Origin of the sequence: Anoxybacillus andreesenii (assembly GCF_030813005.1) — a bacterium.
Classification (GTDB): domain Bacteria; phylum Bacillota; class Bacilli; order Bacillales; family Cytobacillaceae; genus Robertmurraya; species Robertmurraya andreesenii.
In genome coordinates, this window is the sequence record NZ_JAUSTU010000014.1 from 26,556 (window position 1) to 47,951 (window position 21,396).

Annotated in this window: 24 protein-coding genes and 1 riboswitch; of the genes, 15 read left to right on the plus strand and 9 right to left on the minus strand. The window is 40.8% G+C overall.

Annotated features, from left to right (window positions below; all coding sequences use genetic code 11):
- Positions 1-4: 4 nt before the first annotated feature.
- Entirely contained in the window at positions 5-448 is a 444-nt protein-coding gene (locus J2S07_RS14545; protein WP_307151141.1) for a hypothetical protein, read from the plus strand.
- A 25-nt stretch (positions 449-473) separates the two neighbouring features.
- Here the strand turns inward: J2S07_RS14545 and J2S07_RS14550 are convergent, their stop codons facing one another.
- Complete coding sequence (locus J2S07_RS14550; RefSeq protein ID WP_307151142.1) at positions 474-1,067, minus strand: TetR/AcrR family transcriptional regulator; 594 nt, start codon at positions 1,065-1,067, stop codon at positions 474-476.
- A 184-nt stretch (positions 1,068-1,251) separates the two neighbouring features.
- Between J2S07_RS14550 and J2S07_RS14555 the strand changes: the two genes are divergently transcribed.
- Positions 1,252-2,238: an NADPH:quinone oxidoreductase family protein gene (locus tag J2S07_RS14555; protein WP_307151143.1), complete on the plus strand. Its 987-nt coding sequence runs from the start codon at positions 1,252-1,254 to the stop codon at positions 2,236-2,238.
- Positions 2,239-2,347: 109 nt separating this feature from the next.
- Here J2S07_RS14555 and J2S07_RS14560 read toward each other — a convergent pair whose 3' ends face one another.
- Both J2S07_RS14560 and J2S07_RS14565 read right to left on the minus strand, forming a co-directional pair.
- Positions 2,348-2,683 carry an ArsR/SmtB family transcription factor gene (locus J2S07_RS14560; RefSeq protein ID WP_307151144.1) on the minus strand — a complete coding sequence of 112 codons (336 nt, stop codon included), beginning with the start codon at positions 2,681-2,683 and terminating at the stop codon, positions 2,348-2,350.
- Entirely contained in the window at positions 2,676-4,457 is a 1,782-nt protein-coding gene (locus J2S07_RS14565; RefSeq protein WP_307151145.1) for a SulP family inorganic anion transporter, read from the minus strand. The genes J2S07_RS14560 and J2S07_RS14565 overlap by 8 nt, the downstream gene beginning before the upstream one ends.
- Before the next feature lie 377 nt (positions 4,458-4,834).
- Between J2S07_RS14565 and J2S07_RS14570 the strand changes: the two genes are divergently transcribed.
- Both J2S07_RS14570 and J2S07_RS14575 read left to right on the plus strand, forming a co-directional pair.
- Complete coding sequence (locus J2S07_RS14570; RefSeq protein ID WP_307151225.1) at positions 4,835-5,827, plus strand: zinc-binding dehydrogenase; 993 nt, start codon at positions 4,835-4,837, stop codon at positions 5,825-5,827.
- A gap of 108 nt (positions 5,828-5,935) precedes the next feature.
- Positions 5,936-6,730 (plus strand): ABC transporter ATP-binding protein, encoded by a 795-nt coding sequence (locus J2S07_RS14575; RefSeq protein WP_307151146.1) that lies wholly within the window; start codon positions 5,936-5,938, stop codon positions 6,728-6,730.
- 5 nt (positions 6,731-6,735) lie between these two features.
- Here J2S07_RS14575 and J2S07_RS14580 read toward each other — a convergent pair whose 3' ends face one another.
- A complete protein-coding gene (locus J2S07_RS14580; RefSeq protein WP_307151147.1) occupies positions 6,736-7,926 on the minus strand; it encodes an MFS transporter in 1,191 nt (396 codons plus the stop codon).
- A 251-nt stretch (positions 7,927-8,177) separates the two neighbouring features.
- On the opposite strand from J2S07_RS14580, the gene J2S07_RS14585 reads away from it, so the two are divergent.
- Positions 8,178-9,539 (plus strand): aspartate kinase, encoded by a 1,362-nt coding sequence (locus J2S07_RS14585; protein WP_307151148.1) that lies wholly within the window; start codon positions 8,178-8,180, stop codon positions 9,537-9,539.
- 118 nt (positions 9,540-9,657) lie between these two features.
- On the opposite strand, the gene J2S07_RS14590 is transcribed toward J2S07_RS14585, so the two are convergent.
- Positions 9,658-9,831 (minus strand): hypothetical protein, encoded by a 174-nt coding sequence (locus tag J2S07_RS14590; RefSeq protein WP_307151149.1) that lies wholly within the window; start codon positions 9,829-9,831, stop codon positions 9,658-9,660.
- A gap of 134 nt (positions 9,832-9,965) precedes the next feature.
- On the opposite strand from J2S07_RS14590, the gene J2S07_RS14595 reads away from it, so the two are divergent.
- Positions 9,966-11,177 (plus strand): alanyl-tRNA editing protein, encoded by a 1,212-nt coding sequence (locus J2S07_RS14595; RefSeq protein ID WP_307151150.1) that lies wholly within the window; start codon positions 9,966-9,968, stop codon positions 11,175-11,177.
- A gap of 45 nt (positions 11,178-11,222) precedes the next feature.
- Here J2S07_RS14595 and J2S07_RS14600 read toward each other — a convergent pair whose 3' ends face one another.
- A complete protein-coding gene (locus tag J2S07_RS14600; RefSeq protein WP_307151151.1) occupies positions 11,223-12,464 on the minus strand; it encodes a hypothetical protein in 1,242 nt (413 codons plus the stop codon).
- Positions 12,465-12,621: 157 nt separating this feature from the next.
- Positions 12,622-12,721, plus strand: a riboswitch (TPP riboswitch).
- Positions 12,722-12,788: 67 nt separating this feature from the next.
- Between J2S07_RS14600 and thiT the strand changes: the two genes are divergently transcribed.
- Positions 12,789-13,385: an energy-coupled thiamine transporter ThiT gene (thiT, locus tag J2S07_RS14605; RefSeq protein ID WP_307151152.1), complete on the plus strand. Its 597-nt coding sequence runs from the start codon at positions 12,789-12,791 to the stop codon at positions 13,383-13,385.
- A 57-nt stretch (positions 13,386-13,442) separates the two neighbouring features.
- On the opposite strand, the gene J2S07_RS14610 is transcribed toward thiT, so the two are convergent.
- On the minus strand, positions 13,443-14,324 hold the full coding sequence (locus J2S07_RS14610) for a VanW family protein (RefSeq protein WP_307151153.1): 882 nt from the start codon (positions 14,322-14,324) through the stop codon (positions 13,443-13,445).
- Between the two features lie 283 nt (positions 14,325-14,607).
- Between J2S07_RS14610 and qoxA the strand changes: the two genes are divergently transcribed.
- The 4 genes from qoxA to qoxD are packed head-to-tail and all read left to right on the plus strand — an operon-like array spanning position 14,608 to position 18,411.
- Positions 14,608-15,525, plus strand: a complete 918-nt coding sequence (qoxA, locus tag J2S07_RS14615; protein ID WP_307151154.1) for a cytochrome aa3 quinol oxidase subunit II — start codon at positions 14,608-14,610, stop codon at positions 15,523-15,525.
- A gap of 60 nt (positions 15,526-15,585) precedes the next feature.
- Positions 15,586-17,535, plus strand: a complete 1,950-nt coding sequence (qoxB, locus tag J2S07_RS14620) for a cytochrome aa3 quinol oxidase subunit I (RefSeq protein ID WP_307151155.1) — start codon at positions 15,586-15,588, stop codon at positions 17,533-17,535.
- Positions 17,532-18,128 (plus strand): cytochrome aa3 quinol oxidase subunit III, encoded by a 597-nt coding sequence (gene qoxC / locus J2S07_RS14625; protein ID WP_307151156.1) that lies wholly within the window; start codon positions 17,532-17,534, stop codon positions 18,126-18,128. Before qoxB ends, qoxC begins: the two co-directional genes overlap by 4 nt.
- A gap of 1 nt (position 18,129) precedes the next feature.
- Entirely contained in the window at positions 18,130-18,411 is a 282-nt protein-coding gene (gene qoxD / locus J2S07_RS14630) for a cytochrome aa3 quinol oxidase subunit IV (RefSeq protein ID WP_307151157.1), read from the plus strand.
- Between the two features lie 38 nt (positions 18,412-18,449).
- Here qoxD and J2S07_RS14635 read toward each other — a convergent pair whose 3' ends face one another.
- Positions 18,450-18,695, minus strand: coding sequence for a hypothetical protein (locus tag J2S07_RS14635; RefSeq protein WP_307151158.1), 246 nt, complete (start codon positions 18,693-18,695; stop codon positions 18,450-18,452).
- A 169-nt stretch (positions 18,696-18,864) separates the two neighbouring features.
- On the minus strand, positions 18,865-19,434 hold the full coding sequence (locus J2S07_RS14640) for a cell wall hydrolase (RefSeq protein WP_307151159.1): 570 nt from the start codon (positions 19,432-19,434) through the stop codon (positions 18,865-18,867).
- 242 nt (positions 19,435-19,676) lie between these two features.
- Between J2S07_RS14640 and J2S07_RS14645 the strand changes: the two genes are divergently transcribed.
- The 4 genes from J2S07_RS14645 to J2S07_RS14660 all read left to right on the plus strand — a co-directional run bounded on the left by J2S07_RS14645 (position 19,677) and on the right by J2S07_RS14660 (position 21,322).
- Positions 19,677-20,042: an aminoacyl-tRNA hydrolase gene (locus J2S07_RS14645; RefSeq protein WP_307151160.1), complete on the plus strand. Its 366-nt coding sequence runs from the start codon at positions 19,677-19,679 to the stop codon at positions 20,040-20,042.
- A gap of 39 nt (positions 20,043-20,081) precedes the next feature.
- A complete protein-coding gene (locus tag J2S07_RS14650) occupies positions 20,082-20,375 on the plus strand; it encodes a hypothetical protein (RefSeq protein WP_307151161.1) in 294 nt (97 codons plus the stop codon).
- Positions 20,376-20,393: 18 nt separating this feature from the next.
- Positions 20,394-20,579 carry a DUF6954 family protein gene (locus J2S07_RS14655; protein ID WP_307151162.1) on the plus strand — a complete coding sequence of 62 codons (186 nt, stop codon included), beginning with the start codon at positions 20,394-20,396 and terminating at the stop codon, positions 20,577-20,579.
- A 167-nt stretch (positions 20,580-20,746) separates the two neighbouring features.
- Complete coding sequence (locus tag J2S07_RS14660; protein WP_307151163.1) at positions 20,747-21,322, plus strand: hypothetical protein; 576 nt, start codon at positions 20,747-20,749, stop codon at positions 21,320-21,322.
- Positions 21,323-21,396: the final 74 nt, after the last annotated feature.

Genomic DNA, 21,396 nt, shown 5'->3' on the forward strand with positions numbered 1-21,396 from the left:
TGATATGGTTAAAAAAATCTCCCTTTTATCCATACTTTTTCTCTTTCAAGTGGCAGGTATGAATGCATACGCGGCAAATATTGAAGTTTTTCACATCAATGAGGGAAAAGTGGTAAAGGAAGTTCCAGCAAACGACACGGTGCATAAGGAGGTAGAGGGCATCTTAAAGGGAATCACGGATATCTTTCGGGAGTTTGAACCGATTCCAAAAAGCGGGCAAATGGTGAAGATCCCTTTAGATCCCGCAATTAAGGTGGAAAATCAATGGTTTCATGCTCTTGTGAGTGAGGTTATTCTAATATTTCCAGAGTATGAAAATCCTCATCTCATGCTCTTTGACGATGAAAACAATGCATTTTTCTTTACCTTTGATGCTTCTGTTGATCGCATTCTAGACGAGCTTAAACTAAAGCTTAATGAGAGGAATAATAGTAAAAATAGCCCCTAGTAAAAGGGGCCTTTCTAATGATCCGCTATTGCTTTACTAGCATTTTCAGCAAATAATTCGCAAATGTTTCCGAAATCTCTTCAGCTGATTTTTCTCCATTTGGGTCATACCACTCTTGCGTCCAATTTAATGCACCGAGTAGAATCATGCGAACCATTTTCACATCAACATGATTGAATTCCTTTTTAAGAATCCCTTCTAAAATGATTTCATCAAAATATTGGGCATAGGTGGTGCGGTCTTGGAGAATATCCTGTAGATAATCGTCAGTAAAATGTTGACTTGGCTTGTGCATGACCATAAACATTGATTTTTCACTGGTAGCAAGGGTGATATGAGCCTTAATTGCATTTTCAAGCTTTTCTGTTGCACTCTTTGAGCTTGCAATAATCTCCTTCATTTTAGTAATGCTTAAATCCATGATCATTTTATGGCAATGATAAAGCAGCTCATCTTTATTCTTAAAATAATAGTACATCGAACCCTTTGTCATTAGTAGCTTCGCTGCCACGTCTTCCATTGTGGTCCCATGGTAGCCCTTTTTCGCAAAAATCGCAGCTGCAGCCCTGAGGATTTCTTCTTTTTTCTTTCTAATCTTTCTTTCCTTAATTGAGGACATGGTGATTCTCCAATCTATTTCGTACTATCTGTATTCTATCAAATCATATTTGCTCAATGAATAAAAGTCACATATTTAAACATTCATGAAACTTTCTAAAATAGCAGCAATGGGGCTATTAATTGTAATAATATCTGAATATTGTTATAATTACAAAAACAAACTCGTAAAGGGAGGAGAAATAGTGAAAACATGGTTAGTGAGAGAACTGGGGAATCCAGAGAATGTACTAAAAATCGAGGAAATTCAATATCCAGAGCGTGGGCAAGAAGAGGTACTTATTCAAGTCAAGGCCGTGTCACTTAATTTTTTTGATATTCTTCTCTGTCAGGGTAAGTATCAGGAAAGGCCAGAGCTTCCGTTTTCACTAGGGTCTGAGATTTCCGGTATCGTTGTGGATGCGAGAGAGGGGAGTCGCTTTAAAGCAGGGCAACATGTTCTTGCACTACCAGGTGTACATAAAGGAGGACTCGCAGAGTTTGTATCGGTTCCAGAAAACACCGTATTTCCAATTCCAGAATCGATGTCATGGAGTGAAGCCGCAGCCTTCTTCATCACCTATCATACCTCCTATTATGCCCTTAATAACCGTGCAAAATTGCAAGAAGGGGAGGTGCTGCTCGTTCATGCTGGTGCCGGAGGAGTCGGGTCAGCGGCTATTCAGTTAGGGAAATCAATAGGCGCTTTTGTCATTGCAACAGCTGGTGGGAGTGAAAAGACGAAAATTTGTAAGGAGCTTGGTGCAGACATCGTTATTGACTATCTGACCGAGGATTTTGTGGAAGTGGTCAAGAAGGAAACCGGTGGGAAAGGAGCAAATGTTATTTATGATCCGGTAGGCGGCGACGTGTTCGACCGTTCTAAGAAGTGCATTGCGTTTGACGGTCGTATTCTAGTCATCGGCTTCGCAGGGGGAACCATTCCAACGCTCACGACGAATCATGTGCTCATTAAGAATTACTCGGTTGTAGGCGTTCATTGGGGTCTCTTTCATCGCTTATATCCGAGCGAGGTGGATAACGAACATGCAGCCATTATGGAGTTATACGAAAAGGGTAAAATCAAGCCGCTAATTTACCGAGCATTTGCCTTTGAGCAGGTGCCAGAAGCATTAAAGCTGTTAGGACAAAGAAAGACATGGGGAAAAGTAGTGATAGATATTGAAAAATAGATCATGCAAAAATCCTCCCAATTAGGAGGATTTTGCTGTTCTTTTTGAACCTAAAAATAATAGCATTGGGCCTTTCGCTATAGAAATCAAGGTTTTCTCACATGCAAAATTATTCTTTTTCACTCTCGTTAAATTTATCGAGCATTGAAATGGTATCAACGAGATGATTATTAAATATCTGTCTAGCTACTTGGAGCAATTCAATGATCATCGGGTCCCTTAACGAATAGATTACTCGGTTGCCAATCTTTGTCCCTGTAACAATATTTTTTGCTTTTAGGACCGATAACTGCTGTGATACCGCCGATCCCTCACTATGGAGCAGGCTTTGAATCTCATTGACGCTTTTTTCACCCTCAGCAAGCACCTCTAAGATGCGAATCCGTAATGGGTGAGCAAGTGCTTTGAAAAAATCTGCTTTAAATTGCTGTAACTCTTCATTCAATCGTTATTTCCCTCACTTCCTGTTTTGACAAAACTCTTCTCGTTTCTTCGTTTTCCATGGTCCCTTTCGAGAGCTGCGTACATTCTTTAAAAACAAAATGTTTGCAGCCGAGACACTTCTGTTGGTTTAACTGTGTTAGGGCATAGTCAATGGCTTCGCCCGTATGCTCAAAAAAATGCTCTTCTCCAATTAAATCGAATAAGCCAGTCTTTTTTAATACGGTTAAAGGCTGCGAATTGACTCCCGAAATTAGAACAATCCCATGCTTTGAAAAATTCTTGACAATGCTCGTAAGGTGAGCATCCCCAGTCGTATCCATAAAAGGCACTCTTCCCATCCTGAGCAGTAGCACCCTTGGTTTATAGTGGATGGTATTCATAATTGATTGAGCGAAGGTTTGAGCAGCACCAAAAAACAACGGACCTTCTACATTGTAAATCGCAATTTGCGGACAATCCCTCGTATCCGAAACTAAGCTTTCGATTTTGTTATGCTTTACTTTATGGTTGGGCAATGCTTTAACGGTCACCATATGGTCGCTCATCCGCTTCGTAAAAAGAATAACTGCGAGAAGCAGCCCGACCTCTACAGCAACTGTAAGGTTGATGAATACAGTGAGTAGAAATGTGACTAACAAAACAAGTGAATCCTCTGTCTTCGTCTTAAGCACATGGAAAAAGACCTTCTTCTCGCTCATATTCCAAGCGACCACCATTAAGATGGGAGCCATGCTTGCTAAAGGAATTTTTGAAGCAAGAGGTGCAAACAGTACCAACATTAATAGTACCATAATACCATGAGTGACTCCTGAAATGGGGGATACAGCCCCGTTTTTAATATTGGTTGCCGTCCGGGCAATAGCCCCCGTTGCAGGGATACCTCCAAATAGCGGTGTAACAATGTTTGCAATTCCTTGACCGACAAGCTCTCGGTTACTGTGATGCTTGCTATTTGTCATCCCGTCCGCAACAACAGCAGAGAGCAATGATTCAATGGCACCCAAAATGGCGATGACAAAAGCAGGTCGAAGAAGCTGGATCACCCTTTCATAGGTGATTTCTGGAAAATGAAAGCTAGGCAATGTTTTCGGAATTTCTCCATATGTAGACCCAATCGTAGCAATCTGTGTTGGATAAAATATACCAGCGATAATGGTAGAAAGAACGAGACCAATTAATGGCCCTGGAACTTTCGGAAGAATCCTTGGAGTGAGGATCATTGTAACAAGGCAAATACAAGCTGTTAAAATGCTGTATCCGTTCATCGTACCGATATGCTTTGCAATTTCCTTGATATTATCGATAAAAAATTCATGACTTTTCACATTTTGTAGACCTAGAAAATTGGCGATTTGTCCGACGAAAATGATGACTGCAATCCCAGAGGTAAACCCAATCGTAACCGGCCTCGGGATAAATTTAATGAGAGAGCCAAGCTTAAAGACGCCCATTAGGAATAGAATAATCCCCGCTAAAAAACCAGCAATTAGTAAATTTTCATACCCATAGGTGACAACGATACCAAACAAAATCGGAATAAATGCTCCCGTTGGTCCACCAATTTGGTACCTCGATCCCCCTAATAAAGAAATAAGAATTCCCGCAATAATCGTTGTGTAGATACCGTATTCTGGTTTTACACCTGAGGCAATCGCAAATGCCATCCCAAGAGGTATCGCAATAACACCAACGACCAGCCCGGAAAGCAAATCCCGTTGAAAGCTTTGAAGACTGTACCCTTTATACCTTCCTGTGAAAAACCATTTCTGTTGCATAATCAACCCTTCTTTTATAATAATAATTTGCATATTCGTATATTTGATTATTTGAATATACTATTATATGAATCTACACATTTATAAGGGAAATGTCAATTGCATTCTTTAGATATGAATGACGGTATCTTCTTTCCTTGACAATAATTGTCACGAAATGACAACTCTTCTAAATAACTGAAGAAAATCCGACAACAAAAATGCGGGAAATGTCAAGTCCTGCGCTTTCCCGAGAAATATTTTTTAATTCTGATTTCCCGTCGGGCTTTGTCTCTCAGGCCTAACATTAGAATTCCTGACCAAGCATTTTAGTTTGTTTCTGTTTAAAACAGAAGTATCATATAATGGAAGAGAATAATGCGAAAAAGGGTGATTTGATGAAGGCAGTAGTTCATGCAGAACAACTAGGAATAGATGGACTTACATATAGGGATATTGAGGAAACCCAGCCTCAAGCTGGTGAAGTGAGAGTTCGGCTAAAAGGAGCAGGACTTAATCATCGGGATTTGTTTGTGCTAACAAGACATAAGGAAACAGACCCACCACTCATTATTGGCTCTGATGGAGTGGGAATTGTTGATGCAGTGGGTGAAGGTGTAACAAATGTTAAGGTAGGAGATGAAGTCATCATCAACCCAGGACTTGGCTGGAGAGAGAAAACCGAGGCCCCGCCAGCAGGGTTTGAAATCGTTGGTCTCCCATTTCACGGAACCTTCGCGGAAAAAATCGTCATTCCGGCTGAAAATGCGGTGCCAAAGCCAAAGTTTCTCACCTGGGAAGAAGCAAGTGTCCTTTCCCTTGCAGCTCTTACAGGGTATCGCGCTTTGTTCACAAGGGGAAAGGTCGAGAAGGGGATGAAGGTTCTTATCCCAGGAATCGGTAGTGGAGTCGCAACCTTCCTTCTCCAGTTTGCAAAAGCTGCTGGAGCTACCGTCTATGTCACCTCTCGTTCTGAGGAAAAATGTAAAAAAGCACTCGAGATGGGGGCTGATAAGGCTTTCAACAGCAACGAAGATTGGACAAAAGCTCTCGGTGGAGAGAAAATGGATCTCATTATTGAGTCTGTTGGCGCAGCTACCTTTAATAAATCTCTTGATCAGCTTCGCTTAGGTGGTACGATGGTAACTTTCGGTGCGTCGGCTGGCGATGTCGTTGAATTGGATTTAAGAAGATTTTTCTACGGCCAATTTAATCTCCTTGGAACGACGATGGGGAGCGGAGAAGAATACAGGGAAATGCTTGCGTTCATCGAGAAGCATGAAATTAGACCTGTTCTTGATCAAACCTATCAGCTAAGCGAGTTTAAGGAAGCATTTGAGAGAATGGAAAAGGCAGAACAGTTAGGAAAAATTGGTTTTGTAATCGAGTAAAATGGAGCAAGGGGGGGCCTTGCTTTTATTTTTTATTTAATTTATGGAAAATTCGCATCATTCCGTTTAAGATGAATAATAAGACCTTACTTGAAAGGATTTGTCTAAATGGTGCTCTCATTAAAAAATGTTTCTCTTATTCGAAACGGAGCTGTGATTCTGGATGATATTAGCTGGGAGGTGGAAAAGGGAGAGCATTGGGTCCTGTTTGGATTAAATGGAGCTGGAAAGACAGCGCTCTTAAATCTATTGAATGGCTACCAATATCCATCAAAGGGGTCCGTGCAGGTACTGGGGAAGGAATTTGGCAAGGTAGATATCCGAGAACATATCCGTCGAAAAATAGGACTGGTCTCTTCATCCTTACAGGAACGGTTTTATCAGACGGATAGTGCTTATGAGATTGTTTTAAGCGGTGCGTTCACATCCATCGGTCTCTACGAATCACCTAATGATCAAATGCGCGAGAAGGCCATCTCACTCATGAGGGATCTCGGTTGCTTAGAATATGCCGATCGGGAGTACGAGACCCTTTCTCAAGGGGAAAGACAGCGTATTCTCATCGCGCGGGCTCTTATGAATAATCCTGAAATTCTTATTTTGGACGAACCTACGAATGGACTTGATTTTATCGCAAGGGAAAAGCTGTTAGAGACAGTGGAGAACATTTGCCAATCGAAAAACGGACCGAACCTTATCTATGTGACCCATCATGTGGAAGAAATATTGCCGGTTTTTAGCAAAACCCTTTTACTTAGAAAAGGAAAGGTATTTGCCGCGGGAAAAACAGAGGAAATGATATCAGAACAAGTACTGTTCGAATTTTTTGGGATGGATGTTGAGGTGCTTTGGAGTAACGGCCGACCCTTGCTTTCCAAAAAAAATAAGGCTATCTATGGATGATAGCCTTATTTTCGTGCTTGACTCTTTTTCAAAATGAAAAGGTAAAGCAAAATCGAGGTAGAAACAGACAACGCAGAAAATAGATAAATGCTGCTATACCCGAGCACATGGGCAATTTGCCCAAAAAACATGGCACCGACACCTACTCCTAAATCAAAGAAGGAGAAGAAGGTGGCATTCGCCATTCCTCTACGGTGTGGTGCTGCCTCTTTGACAGACCATGCTTGAAGGGCAGGCTGCACCGTACCAAAGCCTAAGCCATATAGCAAACCAGCAAGGTATAGAACGCCGCTGTTTGGTAGCCAAGAGAGCAGCAGCATCGCGATGATAATTAGAATCGTACCTGGAATGAAGACGGCTTGGTGACCCTTTTTGTCATAGAGTTGACCAGCAAAGGTCCTAGAAATTAATAATGCAAAGGCGTAAAGAAGAAAATACCATTCGATGCCCGAAATATGTTCTTGAGCGGCATAGATCGGCAGGAAGGATGCGATTCCTCCAAAGGTCACCGTGATGAAAAATAGTAATAAAGATGGAGGGATGGCTGTTTTTTCGAAAACATCCCATTTCTTTTGCGGTACGGCAACAGGTTCTACCTTTTTGTAGCGAATAAATGAAGAGAATATAAGTGCCATTAAACCGAGTACGGCGCAAATGAGAAATAGTTGAGTAAAGGATATTCTGCCCGCTAAAGCAAGACCCAAGGTTGGACCGATGGCGAGCGCGATATTTCCAGAGAGGCCATAGTAGCCCATCCCTTCTCCTCTTCGGTGGGCAGGAATAAGGTCAGTAGCTATTGTTCCCGAAGCAGTTGTCGAAAAGCCCCAACCTACTCCTTGAATCATCCTCATCATAAATAAAAACAATAAGCTATGTAAGAGCCCATAGGATCCAACGGAAAGAACAAAAATACCCAATCCGGTCGCATAAACGAACCGTCGTCCCCTTATCTCAAGTGCTCTTCCTGCCATTGGTCGAATCAGAAGGGCCGAGAATGTGAATATCCCAACAACAACTCCAATTAATTGATCATTTCCTCCCAATTCCTCGACAAAAAGGGGAATGGTAGGCAAGGTCATTTGAAATCCAAGGAAAATAAAAAAATTGGACATGACAATTAAAGTGAAATCTCTCGTCCAAATTTTGTCTTGTTGGAGCTGGTTCTGTGATTGCCCCTTTGCGATTGATTGACTCATGAGTACTCCTTTCCCTTGGGAAGATAGAACAACAACCCAAATTATTTAGAAATGCTAAATATTAGTTTACATGATTTTAGGCAAAAATACATTTATTAAGATTTAGTTCTCTTGTGTTATAAAAACACCTCTAGAGCTATTTTCCACCCTAAAAGGACAAATGTATACACAGGGGAGAAAAAACTCTTGATTCTTTTTAGGTTTCGAGTGATAATAAGAACTAAATTTTAACAAAACAGGGGATGTCCGTGATGAAGGTAGTGAAGTTCGGTGGCTCTTCCTTAGCGACTGGAGCTCAGCTTGAAAAAGTATTAAACATTGTGATGGCAGATTCAAATCGAAAAGTCGTTGTTGTTTCTGCACCAGGCAAGAGATATGGACAGGATATTAAAGTAACGGATTTGTTAATCGAGTGCGCAGAAAAGGCCTTACGCAATGAGGATTATGGCGAACCATTGGCTTGTGTGCTCGAGCGGTATGAGAGTATTGCCAAGGAGCTAGAACTTCCAAATGATATTATCGAAGAGATTAATGATAATTTCAGGGAATTATTGAATGGAGATAAAACCAGTCGCAATCGCTATTTGGATGCGGTGAAAGCAAGCGGAGAGGATAACAATGCAAAGCTTGTTGCGAAATTTTTTCAAAGCAGGGGTATTGACGCCCATTATGTAAATCCAAAGGATGCTGGCCTTTTTGTTACAGACGAATCTGGAAATGCACAGGTGCTGCCGGAATCCTATGAGAATTTATTTTCTTTACGTGATCGAGCTGGAATCATCATTTTCCCGGGATTTTTTGGCTTTACAAAGGAAGGCGAAGTTGTCACCTTTTCACGAAGTGGCTCCGATATAACTGGTTCCATATTAGCCAATGGTGTGAAGGCTGATTTGTATGAGAACTTTACTGATGTGGATGCTGTTTATTCGGTGAATCCTACGATTGTACCGAATCCAAAGGAAATTACTGTTCTTACTTATCGGGAAATGCGGGAGCTATCCTATGCAGGCTTTTCCGTTTTTCATGACGAAGCTCTTATTCCTGCCTTTCGTGCTGGAATTCCCGTCAATGTGAAAAATACGAACAATCCTTCGGCGCCTGGAACAAGGATTGTAAATAAAAGGGAAAATATCAATGGTCCAGTGGTTGGAATTGCAAGTGATAAAGGCTTTTGCAGCATTTATGTAAGCAAGTACTTAATGAATAGAGAGATTGGCTTTGGGCGCAGGCTTTTAATGATTCTAGAGGATTATGGGTTGTCCTATGAGCATACGCCCTCTGGAATCGATGATATTACGGTCATATTAAGGCAAAATCAGATGGACCAATATACAGAAGAGGATATTATCAACCGGATTAAGTCGGAGCTAGCGGCGGATGAGGTAAAAGTGGAGCATGACCTGGCCCTTCTTATGATCGTCGGTGAAGGAATGCGACATAACGTTGGAACGACGGCCAGAGCGGCCAAGGCACTTGCTAATGCTGGCGTAAATATTGAAATGATTAATCAGGGGTCCTCAGAGGTAAGCATGATGTTTGGGGTTAAGGAAGCGAATGAAAGACGAGCGGTTCAGGCCATTTACGAGGAATTTTTCGTAGCTGTACCTGTGTGACCAGGGGAAAACAACACGCCAAAAAGTCAGGCGTGTTGTTTTTTCGTGTTTGTTGGGGCTAAACAAGCCGCCTCCGCTTTTCTTATGGCCATAGCTATGTAACGTTACAACATAAGTTTTAGCTAGAAATACTTCTTTCGATTGCACTGTCCCAATCAGGGAAATAATGTAGCGCACTTCTCATGAGCTGTGGATGCGTTCTTTTCACATGTTTCTTACTTAAGCTAGATCCACTCGTATTCAAACGCCTAATTTCCTCAAGCACTTCAGCAGAACTCATTGTAACATCCATTCCATGACCTCCTTTCCTCTAGCATCACCTATATGATCACCTGTAGAAAAATATTTATACATATTTCTGTATTTTTAGTAAAATTTTCTTCATAATGGGAATAGAGAAATTTACAAAAAGTGAGGATCTAGAAATTGACAGAGAAACTATATTACAAGAATGTTTATCAAAAGAAGTTTACAGCCAAAGGATTGTGTCAAAAGCAGGATGAAAATGGAAATCGGTATGTTGTTTTAGATAAAACAGCGTTTTACCCTACTGGTGGTGGACAGCCATTTGATAAAGGGTCACTAAATGGAATTCAGGTCACTAACGTTGAGGAAATAGATGGAGAAATTCGACATTATGTCACGACAGAGCTTAAGCAAATCGATGAAATTGAAGGAGTTGTCGATTGGGAACGCCGTTTCGATCATATGCAGCAGCATTCCGGGCAACACATATTAACAGCAGCATTTGTTGAACTCTTTGGGGTTCAAACAGTGAGCTTTCACTTGGGAAAGGAAATTTCAACGATCGATCTCAACACGGAGAATTTGACAACCGATATGATCTCTCAAGTGGAGAAACGGGCAAACGAGATTATTTTGGAAAATCGAGGGATTGAAACGAAATGGGTAACAATGGAGGAAGCACTCCAATACAATTTGCGAAAAGAACTATCTGTTTCAGAGGATATCCGCCTCGTTATTATTCCTGAATTTGACTATAATGGCTGCGGCGGAACTCATCCAAGCTCCACTGGTCAAGTAGGCTCTATCAAAATTCTCGCTTGGGAGCGTCAAAAGAAACAGGTTCGCCTTCAATTCGTCTGTGGGAATAGGGTTCTCAAGCAGTTAGAACAAAAGCATTCGATTGTGCTTAAGCTTTGTCAGATGTTAAGTGCTCCTGAGCAGGAAATGGAAAGTGCCGTTCAAAAGCTTTTGGAAGTGAATAAAACCCTCGGCAAAACAGTGGATGAGCTTAAAGAAGAAATGCTGCGATACGAAGCAGAAACCTTATGGACATCGCTGGAAGAATGGAATGGGACACCTGTAATCAAGAAAGTGTTTAAGGATCGAACAATAAAAGAGCTTCAACAGCTAGCAAAAATCATCACCCTTCAGCATCGGGGAATTAATCTCTTTTTGGTTGCGGAGAATGAGGACAAGCTCCAATTCGTTTGTGCTCGTGATGCCGATGCCTCCGTTAACATGAAGGAAATGGTGCAACAAATCCTCCCACTTATTCATGGTAAAGGAGGAGGAAGTGAACGTTCCGCACAAGGTGGGGGAGAAGCGGTCATAACTGGGGAGGAATTATTAGCTAAAATCGAAAGTATCATTCGTGAAACTATGATCCAATAGATTTTTTCGTGGTCACATAAGGGTTATGTGACCACAAATATTTGTCTACTTTTCTTCATAAAACTCAATAGCATCAACATTTTTCAACCACAGCTTTGCATTGGAGCCATCCGCATCGGAGAACCAAACATTGCGATTGCTGTCTGTAATGGAGGTGCCACGAAACCAGATCAGTTTGTTCATGCTTCTTATAAATTGGGGATCATAATCTCCGTAGCCGCTTGGAGGCTCTATAATTTTCGTTTGATGGTCCTTGTTTAGGTGAACAGAATAAAGAGATGGAAGGGGATGCTCTGAAAATTCATTGGACCAGTCCTTTGCCTCGACCCTAGAGGTTACGATCGAGCTGTTGCTAACCCAAGTAAAATTAAGCTCGGCGTAATTCGATGGGGTTAAGGAGGCGACTGGAAACTCCTTGTATTTCAAATCCTTGCCTCTGAAACCAAACACAATCCTTCCTCCACCAGCAATATAGGCCAAAATATCCTTCGAAGGTGCCCATTTCGGTTCGCCCACGCCGAGTATCATTTCGTCCAAGGTCTCGAAACGTTCTCCATCGCTAGAAATAGCACAAAGCATATTGCTATCCATGGCTAATGAAGCTGTTGGCGAAACGATAAACGAAATCCATTTCTTGCTGGGTGAAAAAAGAAAGGAATCTACATTAATTGACATAACATTTTTATTATCGACTCGCAGATCCTTTGGTACGACAAAAAACTCCTTTACATTGGCAAAGAGATTAATTTCATCCCAATTTTTCGCGAGTTTTTTCTCATAAAGAACAGGGTTCGTCCATCCATCTGGATTGAGATTTGCTCGTGAGGACATGAGGAAGCCACTCCCGTCTGGAAGCCAGGTGAAGCCATAGACACCTAAGGCAACATTTCGGAATTCTTTAAGGTTCGAGATATTAAGAACTCCATTATCTTGAAAAGCGACAACCGCTTTATTAGGGGCCCATTGAGGCTCGTAACCGTCATAAAAGATCCGCTTCTTTTCAGAGGTTTCTAAATGATACACCCATATTTCATTTTGTATTTTATTTGGCTCAAACTGGGAAGGGGCTTGCATTTGATAAAGAATCCATTTTCCGTCATGGGACCACTGGATCCCATGGACATTTCTAGACTTTGTAATTTGTGTCTCCTGATTATCCAACAATAGCCACAGGTTCCCATCCCGTATGAATGCCGCCTTCGTCCGATTCCTTGCAGAAACGTCTATTCCATTAGAAAAGGATACAACAAGGACAAAAATTAGTAGGCTTACAACACTTTTCCTCATCATCCACCTCTTAAAGTTATTCTTGTCACTATGTATAGTATTTTCCTCATCTCTTCGAGTTATGAAAGGAAAGAACCCTTGTTTTCAAAATCTTTTAAAATAACCACTACACAAATAGGGATTAATGAGCTATACTAGATGGGACAATTAAAGAAGCGGAAACCACAAGGGGAGCTTTAGGCTGAGAGTGAACGTTTGTTCTGACCCTTCGAACCTGTTAGATAATTCTAGCGCAGGGATTGTGGAATGACGGGTGAATCCTATCCGTCTTTTATACAAGTTCTCCCTTGGGGTTTTTTCGTTTTGGAAAAGGGGAGATTTTTTATGAAAAAAATGAGATTGGTTGCTATGATTGAAGCTTCATTTTTTGCTGCTTTTGCACTTATTTTGGATCTTCTGCCTTCAATTAAGCTAGGTCCTTGGATTTCCATCTCAGTGGCAATGGTACCCATGTTTATCTTGGCTTTCCGTTGGGGGGTTAAGATAACCTTCGTTGCTGGCTTTATTTGGGGCCTGCTTCAGGTGGCGGTGGGAGATGCCTATATTTTAACACCTATTCAATTTTTGATTGAATATTTCATCGCCTTTGCCTTTATAGGATTTGCAGGGCTTTTCTTTGAAAAGATTCAGTCTCATTTACAAAAAGGAGACACCAAGCTGGAGCTGGTTTGGGCAGTGGTAGCTATTTTCGTTGGAAGTGCTGCAAGATACTTTTGGCACTTTCTTGCAGGGATCATTTTTTGGGGTAAGTCTGCACCAGAGGGCATGTCGCCGGCAATCTATTCACTCATAATCAATGGTGGAAGCATGCTTGGCTCAGCGATTCTATGCTCTATTGTAACAGTAGCTCTGTTAGCAACAGCACCAAGATTGATACAAAGAAACGGGATTAAACTCCACTCAGAAAAAAATGCGTCTTAATATCAATTGCAGAAAAACCTCTTTCAATAGTTGTTGGAAGAGGTTTTTTTGGTTTCTCTATTGTAAAATCCCTGGGACATTCCTTGGTTCATTATTGATGGAATCAGATGAATATACAAATACAACGACCTTGCCGTTAAAGGCTCTAGCGCGAATTAATATAGGCTGATTATATTCATTTTTGAATGTGAAGTCTGGCCCATACCAGCTCACCGTGGCATCCCGCCCGGGCGGTACGTAAGGTACCTTTCTACTATGGGAGTATCTCTCCAAAATGGTCATCCCTGAGCGATCGACGGCGTTAAAGAGGGTGGAGGAAACCTGGCAAATTCCACCGCCAACCCCTTCGGTGAATTCTCCTTTGACAATTTCAGGAGCTTTCATATAGCCTCTTTCTTGGGTACGCTTACCGACCACTTCATTAAAGGAAAATACCTCCCCTGGAAACAAGACACGATTATTAATGGCTGCTGTTGCTAAGGCAATATTATGAGAGCGTGATTTGTGGCTGGCATTAAAGTAAGTAATATATTGGCCAATTCTGTTGGTCCGTATATGTGAGAGAAGCTCGCTATCGATCTTAGGATAAATGATGTTCTTCGGAACCTCGACAGTAGCAGGACCATTTTCATAAAAATAGCGAGAAAACTTCTCCTTAAGAATTGGTTTGTTAAGCATGTAGCCCACTTTCTCGGGAATGATTCTCCCCGCAGGATCGATGGTCGCATCTACTGGAGCTTTTTTGACTTGTATATCCACTTGAGTAGTGAATTCCTCAAGCCTTTCCATATTCAAAAGTTTCACTCCTGGAACCCCTAAAATAAAGTCCTCGCGATTCACGACGGATAGTGTTTCATTATTTTCAAAGAGGGTAAAAGGTTGAAGCATTTGGTTTTGAATGACTAATAATAGCAGCCCTAATATCCACGACAATTTCATGTTGCCTCCCCAATAGCAGATGTCCGTCTTTATTTTTCGATAATCACCCAAAAATATTCGTGTACAAAAACAAATCGTAGGGGACTATGGTACAAAATATACAGGAATAGGAATGTTTACATTTAGTGTAAAAATAATCCTTCCTAAATTCGTCACACTTTCTTACGTTTAACTCGTGGTAATATTATTAATGCAGATCAATTACTCTTACTATATATTGTGAAAAAGTTTACATGCAAATCATTCGTTTGTATGTACAAATCAAAAGGAAAGGAGCCCCAAAATGAAAAGGAAATGGGCTATATTAGCGGCTATTTTCACTATTTTCACTGTGTTAACAGGTTGCGAACCATTAATGGTACTCGACCCAAAAGGACCACAGGCTGAACGACAAGCACATGACATTCTGTTGTCTATCGGCATTATGTCGTTCATTGTTGTTGTTGTATTTGTTATTTTAATTTTTGTGTTAGTAAAATACCGTGCTTCGAATTTACCAGAGGATTATGAACCACCTCATATGGAAGGAAATAAATGGGTTGAAGCAATATGTGTTGGAATTCCAATTCTTATTGTTGCTTATTTTTCCTATGTTTCCGTTCAAAGTAACTATATCGTAGAGGCCACGCCTCAAGGCTATGAGGATCAGGAACCATTGGTGGTCTACGCCTCTTCTTCTGATTGGAAATGGCATTTTAGTTATCCTGAAGAAAATATTGAGACGGTTAACTATTTATATATCCCAACCGATCGACCACTTGAATTTAGACTGTATTCGAATGGTCCAATTACGAGCTTCTGGATTCCACAGTTAGGTGGTCAGAAATATGCGATGGCCGACATGATCACGACCTTGCATTTAGCGGCAGATGAGCCTGGTGAATATATGGGACGAAACGCCAACTTCAGTGGGAAAGGCTTTGCGGAGAATACGTTCAACGTAACGGCCATGTCACAGGCAGACTTTGACGATTGGGTAAAAGAAGTTAAGGAAACAGCAAAACCACTCACAGAAGAAAAATATAATGAACTATTGAAACCTGGTCATCTTGGCCAAATGACATTTACTGGAACACATTTATCGTTTGCTCCGGCTCCTGAACATGATCACGGTTCATCCAGCTCAATGGAGCACGAAGGACATTCTGATCATATGACAACAAATGAGGAACATGGAGAGAATAATACTCATGAAGAATGATTTTTTTAGAGAATGCTAGTTTTCTAAAAAAGGATACTTCCTGAAAGGAGAACATGACGGATGGAATTTTTTGAACGATTTGCCATTCCTAATCCTAGCCCAGCGATTTATGCATCAATGGTTGCTATCGGTCTAACTTTGATCGGGATCATTGTTGGCTTAACATATTTCAAAAAATGGGGCTATTTATGGCGTGAATGGCTTACTACCGTTGATCATAAACGAATCGGTTTGATGTATTTAATTTCTGCCTTATTGATGTTATTCCGTGGTGGTGCCGATGCCATCATGATGCGTGCTCAGCTGGCAGTACCTGACAATAAGCTTTTGGATGCCCAGCATTATAATGAGATTTTCACCACCCATGGTGTGGTAATGATCATGTTCATGGCGATGCCATTTATTTTTGCGTTCATGAACTATGTCGTTCCATTACAAATCGGGGCACGGGATGTTGCGTTCCCACGTCTGAATGCGATTAGCTTCTGGCTATTCTTTATGGGAGCAATGCTATTCAATATTTCCTTCGTCATTGGTGGTTCACCTGATGCCGGCTGGACTTCTTATTTTCCGCTAGCGGGGAATGATTTCAGTGAATCAGTGGGGACGAATTATTATATGATTGCCCTGCAAATCTCGGGGATTGGCTCGTTGATGACGGGGATCAATATGATTACGACGATTCTCAAAATGAGAGCACCTGGCATGACACTCATGAAAATGCCAATGTTCACATGGGCTACATTAGTAGCAAACTTAATCGTTGTAACCGTCTTTCCAGTATTGACAGTTGCTTTAGCAATGGGAACGATGGATCGATTATTTGGTACCCATTTCTTTGCTAGTACAAATGGTGGTATGGATATGCTTTGGGCGAACCTCTTCTGGGTTTGGGGACATCCTGAGGTGTACATCTTAATCTTGCCTGCCTTTGGTATCTATAGTGAAATTATTTCTACCTTCTCGGGTAAAAATTTATACGGCTATAAATCAATGGTTGCATCAATGGTGATGATTTCCGTGCTTTCCTGTTTAGTTTGGGCGCACCATTTCTTTACCATGGGTCAAGGAGCAGCATCGAACAGCTTCTTCTCCATCACGACGATGGCGATTTCTGTTCCAACCGGAGTGAAAATTTTCAACTGGCTGTTCACGATGTGGAAGGGGAAAATTCGCTTTACTGTACCAATGCTATACTCGATTGGCTTTATTCCACTATTCACAATTGGTGGGGTAACTGGGGTTATGCTTGCAATGTCAGCAGCCGACTATCAATATCATAATACGATGTTCCTAGTCGCTCATTTCCACAATACGATTATTCCTGGTGTTGTGTTTGCGATGCTCGCTGGTCTCACTTATTACTGGCCAAAAATGTTCGGTTTCATGCTCAATGAGCGAATTGGAAAATGGACGTTCTGGCTTCTATCTATCGGCTTTGTGCTCGCATTCTTCCCAATGTATATCACTGGATTAGACGGTCAAGCACGTCGCATGTACACATATTCAGAAGCAACAGGCTATGGAGCATTTAATATGGTTTCCTTCGTCGGTGCTGGAATTATGGCGCTCGCTTTTGTATTAATCGTGTACAACGTCTACTACAGTATTCGTTATTCACCAAGAAACATCGGTTCAGACCCATGGGATGCACGTACATTAGAATGGGCTACAAATACACCGGTTCCAGAATACAACTTTGCTGTGACACCACAGGTTGAGTCCATTGAACCATTCTGGGATGCGAAGAAAAAGGGCCATGTGCTATTTCCTGATAAGGTTAAAAAAATTCACATGCCTAATAATAGTGGTCTTCCATTTATCATGTGCTCGATCTTTTTTGTTTGGGGCTTCTCCTTTGTCTTTGCGATCTGGCCACTGTTGATTATTGCAACGATTGGTATCTTCGCTTGCATGGCATATCGCTCATTTGAAAAGGATCATGGACATTATGTTTCAGTGGAAGAAATTAAAGAAACTGAAGGAAAAATAGGGGGTGCAAACCTATGAAACTAGATCATTCGCAGCCTCTTGAATATAGTACGAATCAAAATAGTGTGAATATCTTTGGCTTTTGGATTTTCCTTGGAGCCGAGATCATGCTGTTTGCTACCTTGTTTACCGTATACTTTACGTTAAGCAATCGAACAGGTCATGGACCTACTGGGACGGATATTTTTGAAATAACTCCTGTCTTAATTGAAACGATTTTACTGTTAACAAGTAGCTTTGTCATTGGTCTTGCAATCCATGCGATGAGACTCGGCAATAAAAAGGCGATGCTGACCTTTTTTGCCATCACCTTGCTATTAGGATTAGGTTTCCTAGGCTTTGAAATTGATGAGTTTGTTCATTATGTTCATATCGGAGCAGGAATACAGACCAGTGCGTTTACGGCGAGTCTATTAACAACCTTAGGTACCCACGGAGCCCACGTTACCTTCGGCTTATTCTGGGGCTTAGCAATCATCCTGCAGGTGAAGAAACGTGGATTAACACCTGAAACGGCCAATAAATCATTCATTTTCTCCTTGTATTGGCACTTCTTAGATGTCGTCTGGATCTTTATTTTCAGCTTCATCTATTTGAAAGGAATGATGTAAGATGAAGGAACTATTCCCAGCTAAACAAATCATGGGCTTTGTTTTTTCACTGATTCTAACGGCTGTTGCGCTTGCGGTATATTTCCTCGACCTGTCCTTTTCGGCAGGGCTGACAATCCTTATTGTAACAGCTTTTGTCCAGGCGCTTCTACAGCTCATTGTGTTTATGCATGCTGGTGAAACGAAGGATAAATGGTCGATTTATGGAAATGTTTATTTCATGGTTTTTATCGCTTTAGTCACGATCTTCGGAACTTTATTTCTGTTCCTTTGGGATATGTAATAAGCGTACTGAAAGGGGAGCATCCACAAGGATGCTCCTTATTTGTTTTGTTCGGGAAGGCTTCTTATCCCTCTCTGGGTCTTGAATAGCATTTCCTCTGTTGCCACAAAAAAGGCACCGATGAGAAAGATAAATACCGCCGCGACAATCGTTCCAATTCCAATGGGTGTTAAAATACTGTAATCGCTTCCAAAGAAACCGATGGAAAAAATAATAAGACCAATGGATAGCAGGGTAAGGCCAATATACTGTGTGATTGATAGGATGCTGGTTCTTTTATTCATGTTTGGTTCATCCTCCTTCTTTGGCTCTTATATAAATTATTCATTTTGTTCACAAAATTGTCAATATTAAAAGTGGATTTTTTATTGACATGATATATTAAGATAATAAAAAGCACCGCCCAAGGTTAGAGCTTGTCCAACCTTGAGCGGTGCTTTTTGGTTTTGATTTTTATTTTGCAAATACATGGTTTCCAATTTTCTTTGTAACGGTCTTAGAACGTAACCAAGTGTTTGATGTTTTCTTAGGATTATAGAAGTATAATGAGCCATTTCCTTGTCCGCGAAATGCCAATGCTTCATTTGCGGCTTGCTTTGAAGCACTGCTGGCAGGATTATTAATGGTTCCATTGCTAACTGGTGTAAATTGACCTGATTGGTAAATCACATCACGAATGGTATTTGGGAAGATACTGCTATCCACGCGATTCAAAATTACTGTGGCAACAGCTACCTTACCTGCATAAGGCTCACCTTTCGCTTCGGCTTCTACTAATCTTGCTAGCAGATCTTTGTCAGAAGCAGAAATGGTTGAATTAGGGATTGTCAACTGCTGTCCGACCATTAAATAATCGCTCTTTGCATGGTTTGCGGCCATTACTTTATTAACAGGCACTCCATACTTTACACTGATTTTCCAATAAGTTTCTCCCTTAGTAACGGTATGTGTTGCAGCAAAGCTGCTAGTGGCACCTACAAACAACATCGTTGAGAACGCCAAGATGGATACTAGTTTTTTCATTCTGTGTACCTCCTTTAAGTTCATACTTACAGTAACATGATAGTTTCATAGGAACATCGTCTAGAATTTTCCAACAAGCCCAAACCCTTGCTACATAAGGGGCAGGTTTCGAAAAAGTAAAGTTTGTAACATTATAGAAATATAATTTTTAACAGGGTGTGAAGGTAAAAAATACATAATCATAAGCTCTTCACAGTATAAATGGAGTAATAAAGTCGTTGGCGGTGGAGGGGGAAGTGAGCATGGATTATGAGAATGAAATCATTCAATATTTTGTGATCAACCGTGACTTAAATATGGATGCAGGGAAGGTAGCTGCACAGGTAGCTCATGCGGCAACGATATCAACTATTAATATGGTAAGTGCAAAAAACTGTCAGTTCCCTGATTACTTTGATTATTTTGTTGAATGGTATCAGTCAGGAATGAGCAAGATTGTGCTAAAGGGAACAGAGGGGGAGCTTCATAAATTAAAGGAAAATGGATTTTATGTGATCCGTGACAGAAGCTTTCTAGAGGTTCCTGAGGGGGCCCTAACCGTCATTTCCCTTCCTCCGATGCCGAGGATTATTGGAGAAAGATTCATCGGGGATTTTCCTTTATATTGACTAAAGCGTGCCTCATCGCATTTATGAGGGGGAGTGAACATGGGACCAATTTTCAATCGCTGGTCTTTCTATTTATTATTCATGTATCTGGGTTTTGTCTTACTACTTGCTTCAAACTCCATTCGAACCCTAATCCTCAAATGGATTGGCATCCATCCCCTCAAAATTCTATTCTATTTCAATCTAATTATTCTTTTATTAGGGATCATTGGTTTCACCGGTATAGAGGATTGGAAAGCCGTTCTAAGAAGTGTCTTTACGGTCGGACTGACGATGGTATTAACATTATTTCTAGTGTATATTTTATTTGTAGGTAATCTACGAGATCTGTAAACAATAGGAGGGGGTTTGATGAAGGGTATTGTTCATGTTTTGTTCGCTTGTTTTTATGTCCTCGTTGCTTATTTTGGAGTCGGTCCTATTCTTTTAGCAGACGGCAGCATGAAGGAAAGACTCCTTACTAGCTTAATTGTTCTCGTGGTTTTTGTTGTCCTTATCGTCATACATCGAGCCTTAGCAAAAAAACTAAGCAAATAGAGTTACGAAGCACTGCTGGTAACCGCTCAAATCGGGCGGTTTTTTGTTGTTTTTTTTCACAATCGTGCGTTTTGTTACAGTCAAAGTAAAAGGAATACATTATTATTGAATAAAAATGCTATTTAGATAAAATAATTGTATAAATTTTTGAAGGAAATGGTTAAGTCATGAATATGTATGAAATTATTCTCGACATTATTGAAAAGAATGGACCGGTGTCCTTTCATTCCATTTGTGAGGAAATGAATGAAATGGAGAAGATGAAAAATGCGAGAAAAAATCCTATCCAAGTTTCCCATGTGAAATCTGTTGTTAGCAGAAAGAAGGATTTATTTTCCGTTGAGGATAATATTGTTTCAATTCGCGAAGAGAAGGAGCTTCTTGCTTTGGTAGCCATGATCGGTTGTTACCCTGGACCAACCTATAAGATTCATGTGGATTTTGCTCAGAATCGTTTCTTTTTCTTCGAGTGGAATATTGACTGTGTTTCGCCAGAGCGCAAGGAAAGAACGATCTATATTGGGGATGTTGAGCAATTTAAGAAAGAGATCATTCGCTTGAAAATTTGGAATTGGGAGCGGGATTATCAATTAAATTCCCTTGTTCTTGATGGGACAAGCTGGTCTGTGAAGCTCAAGACAAAAGGAAAAGTGTATGAGAGTGAAGGACTCCAATCCTTTCCAAAGAATTGGGCTAAATTTTCAAAAGCTGTCTCCCAGTTGATCGGAGTGAAATTTGAATAGACATGAATTGCTGCTTCTCATATAGGAGGTGGCTTTTTTTGTTATTGGCTCTGTAATATTTAATTGTTGCTCTT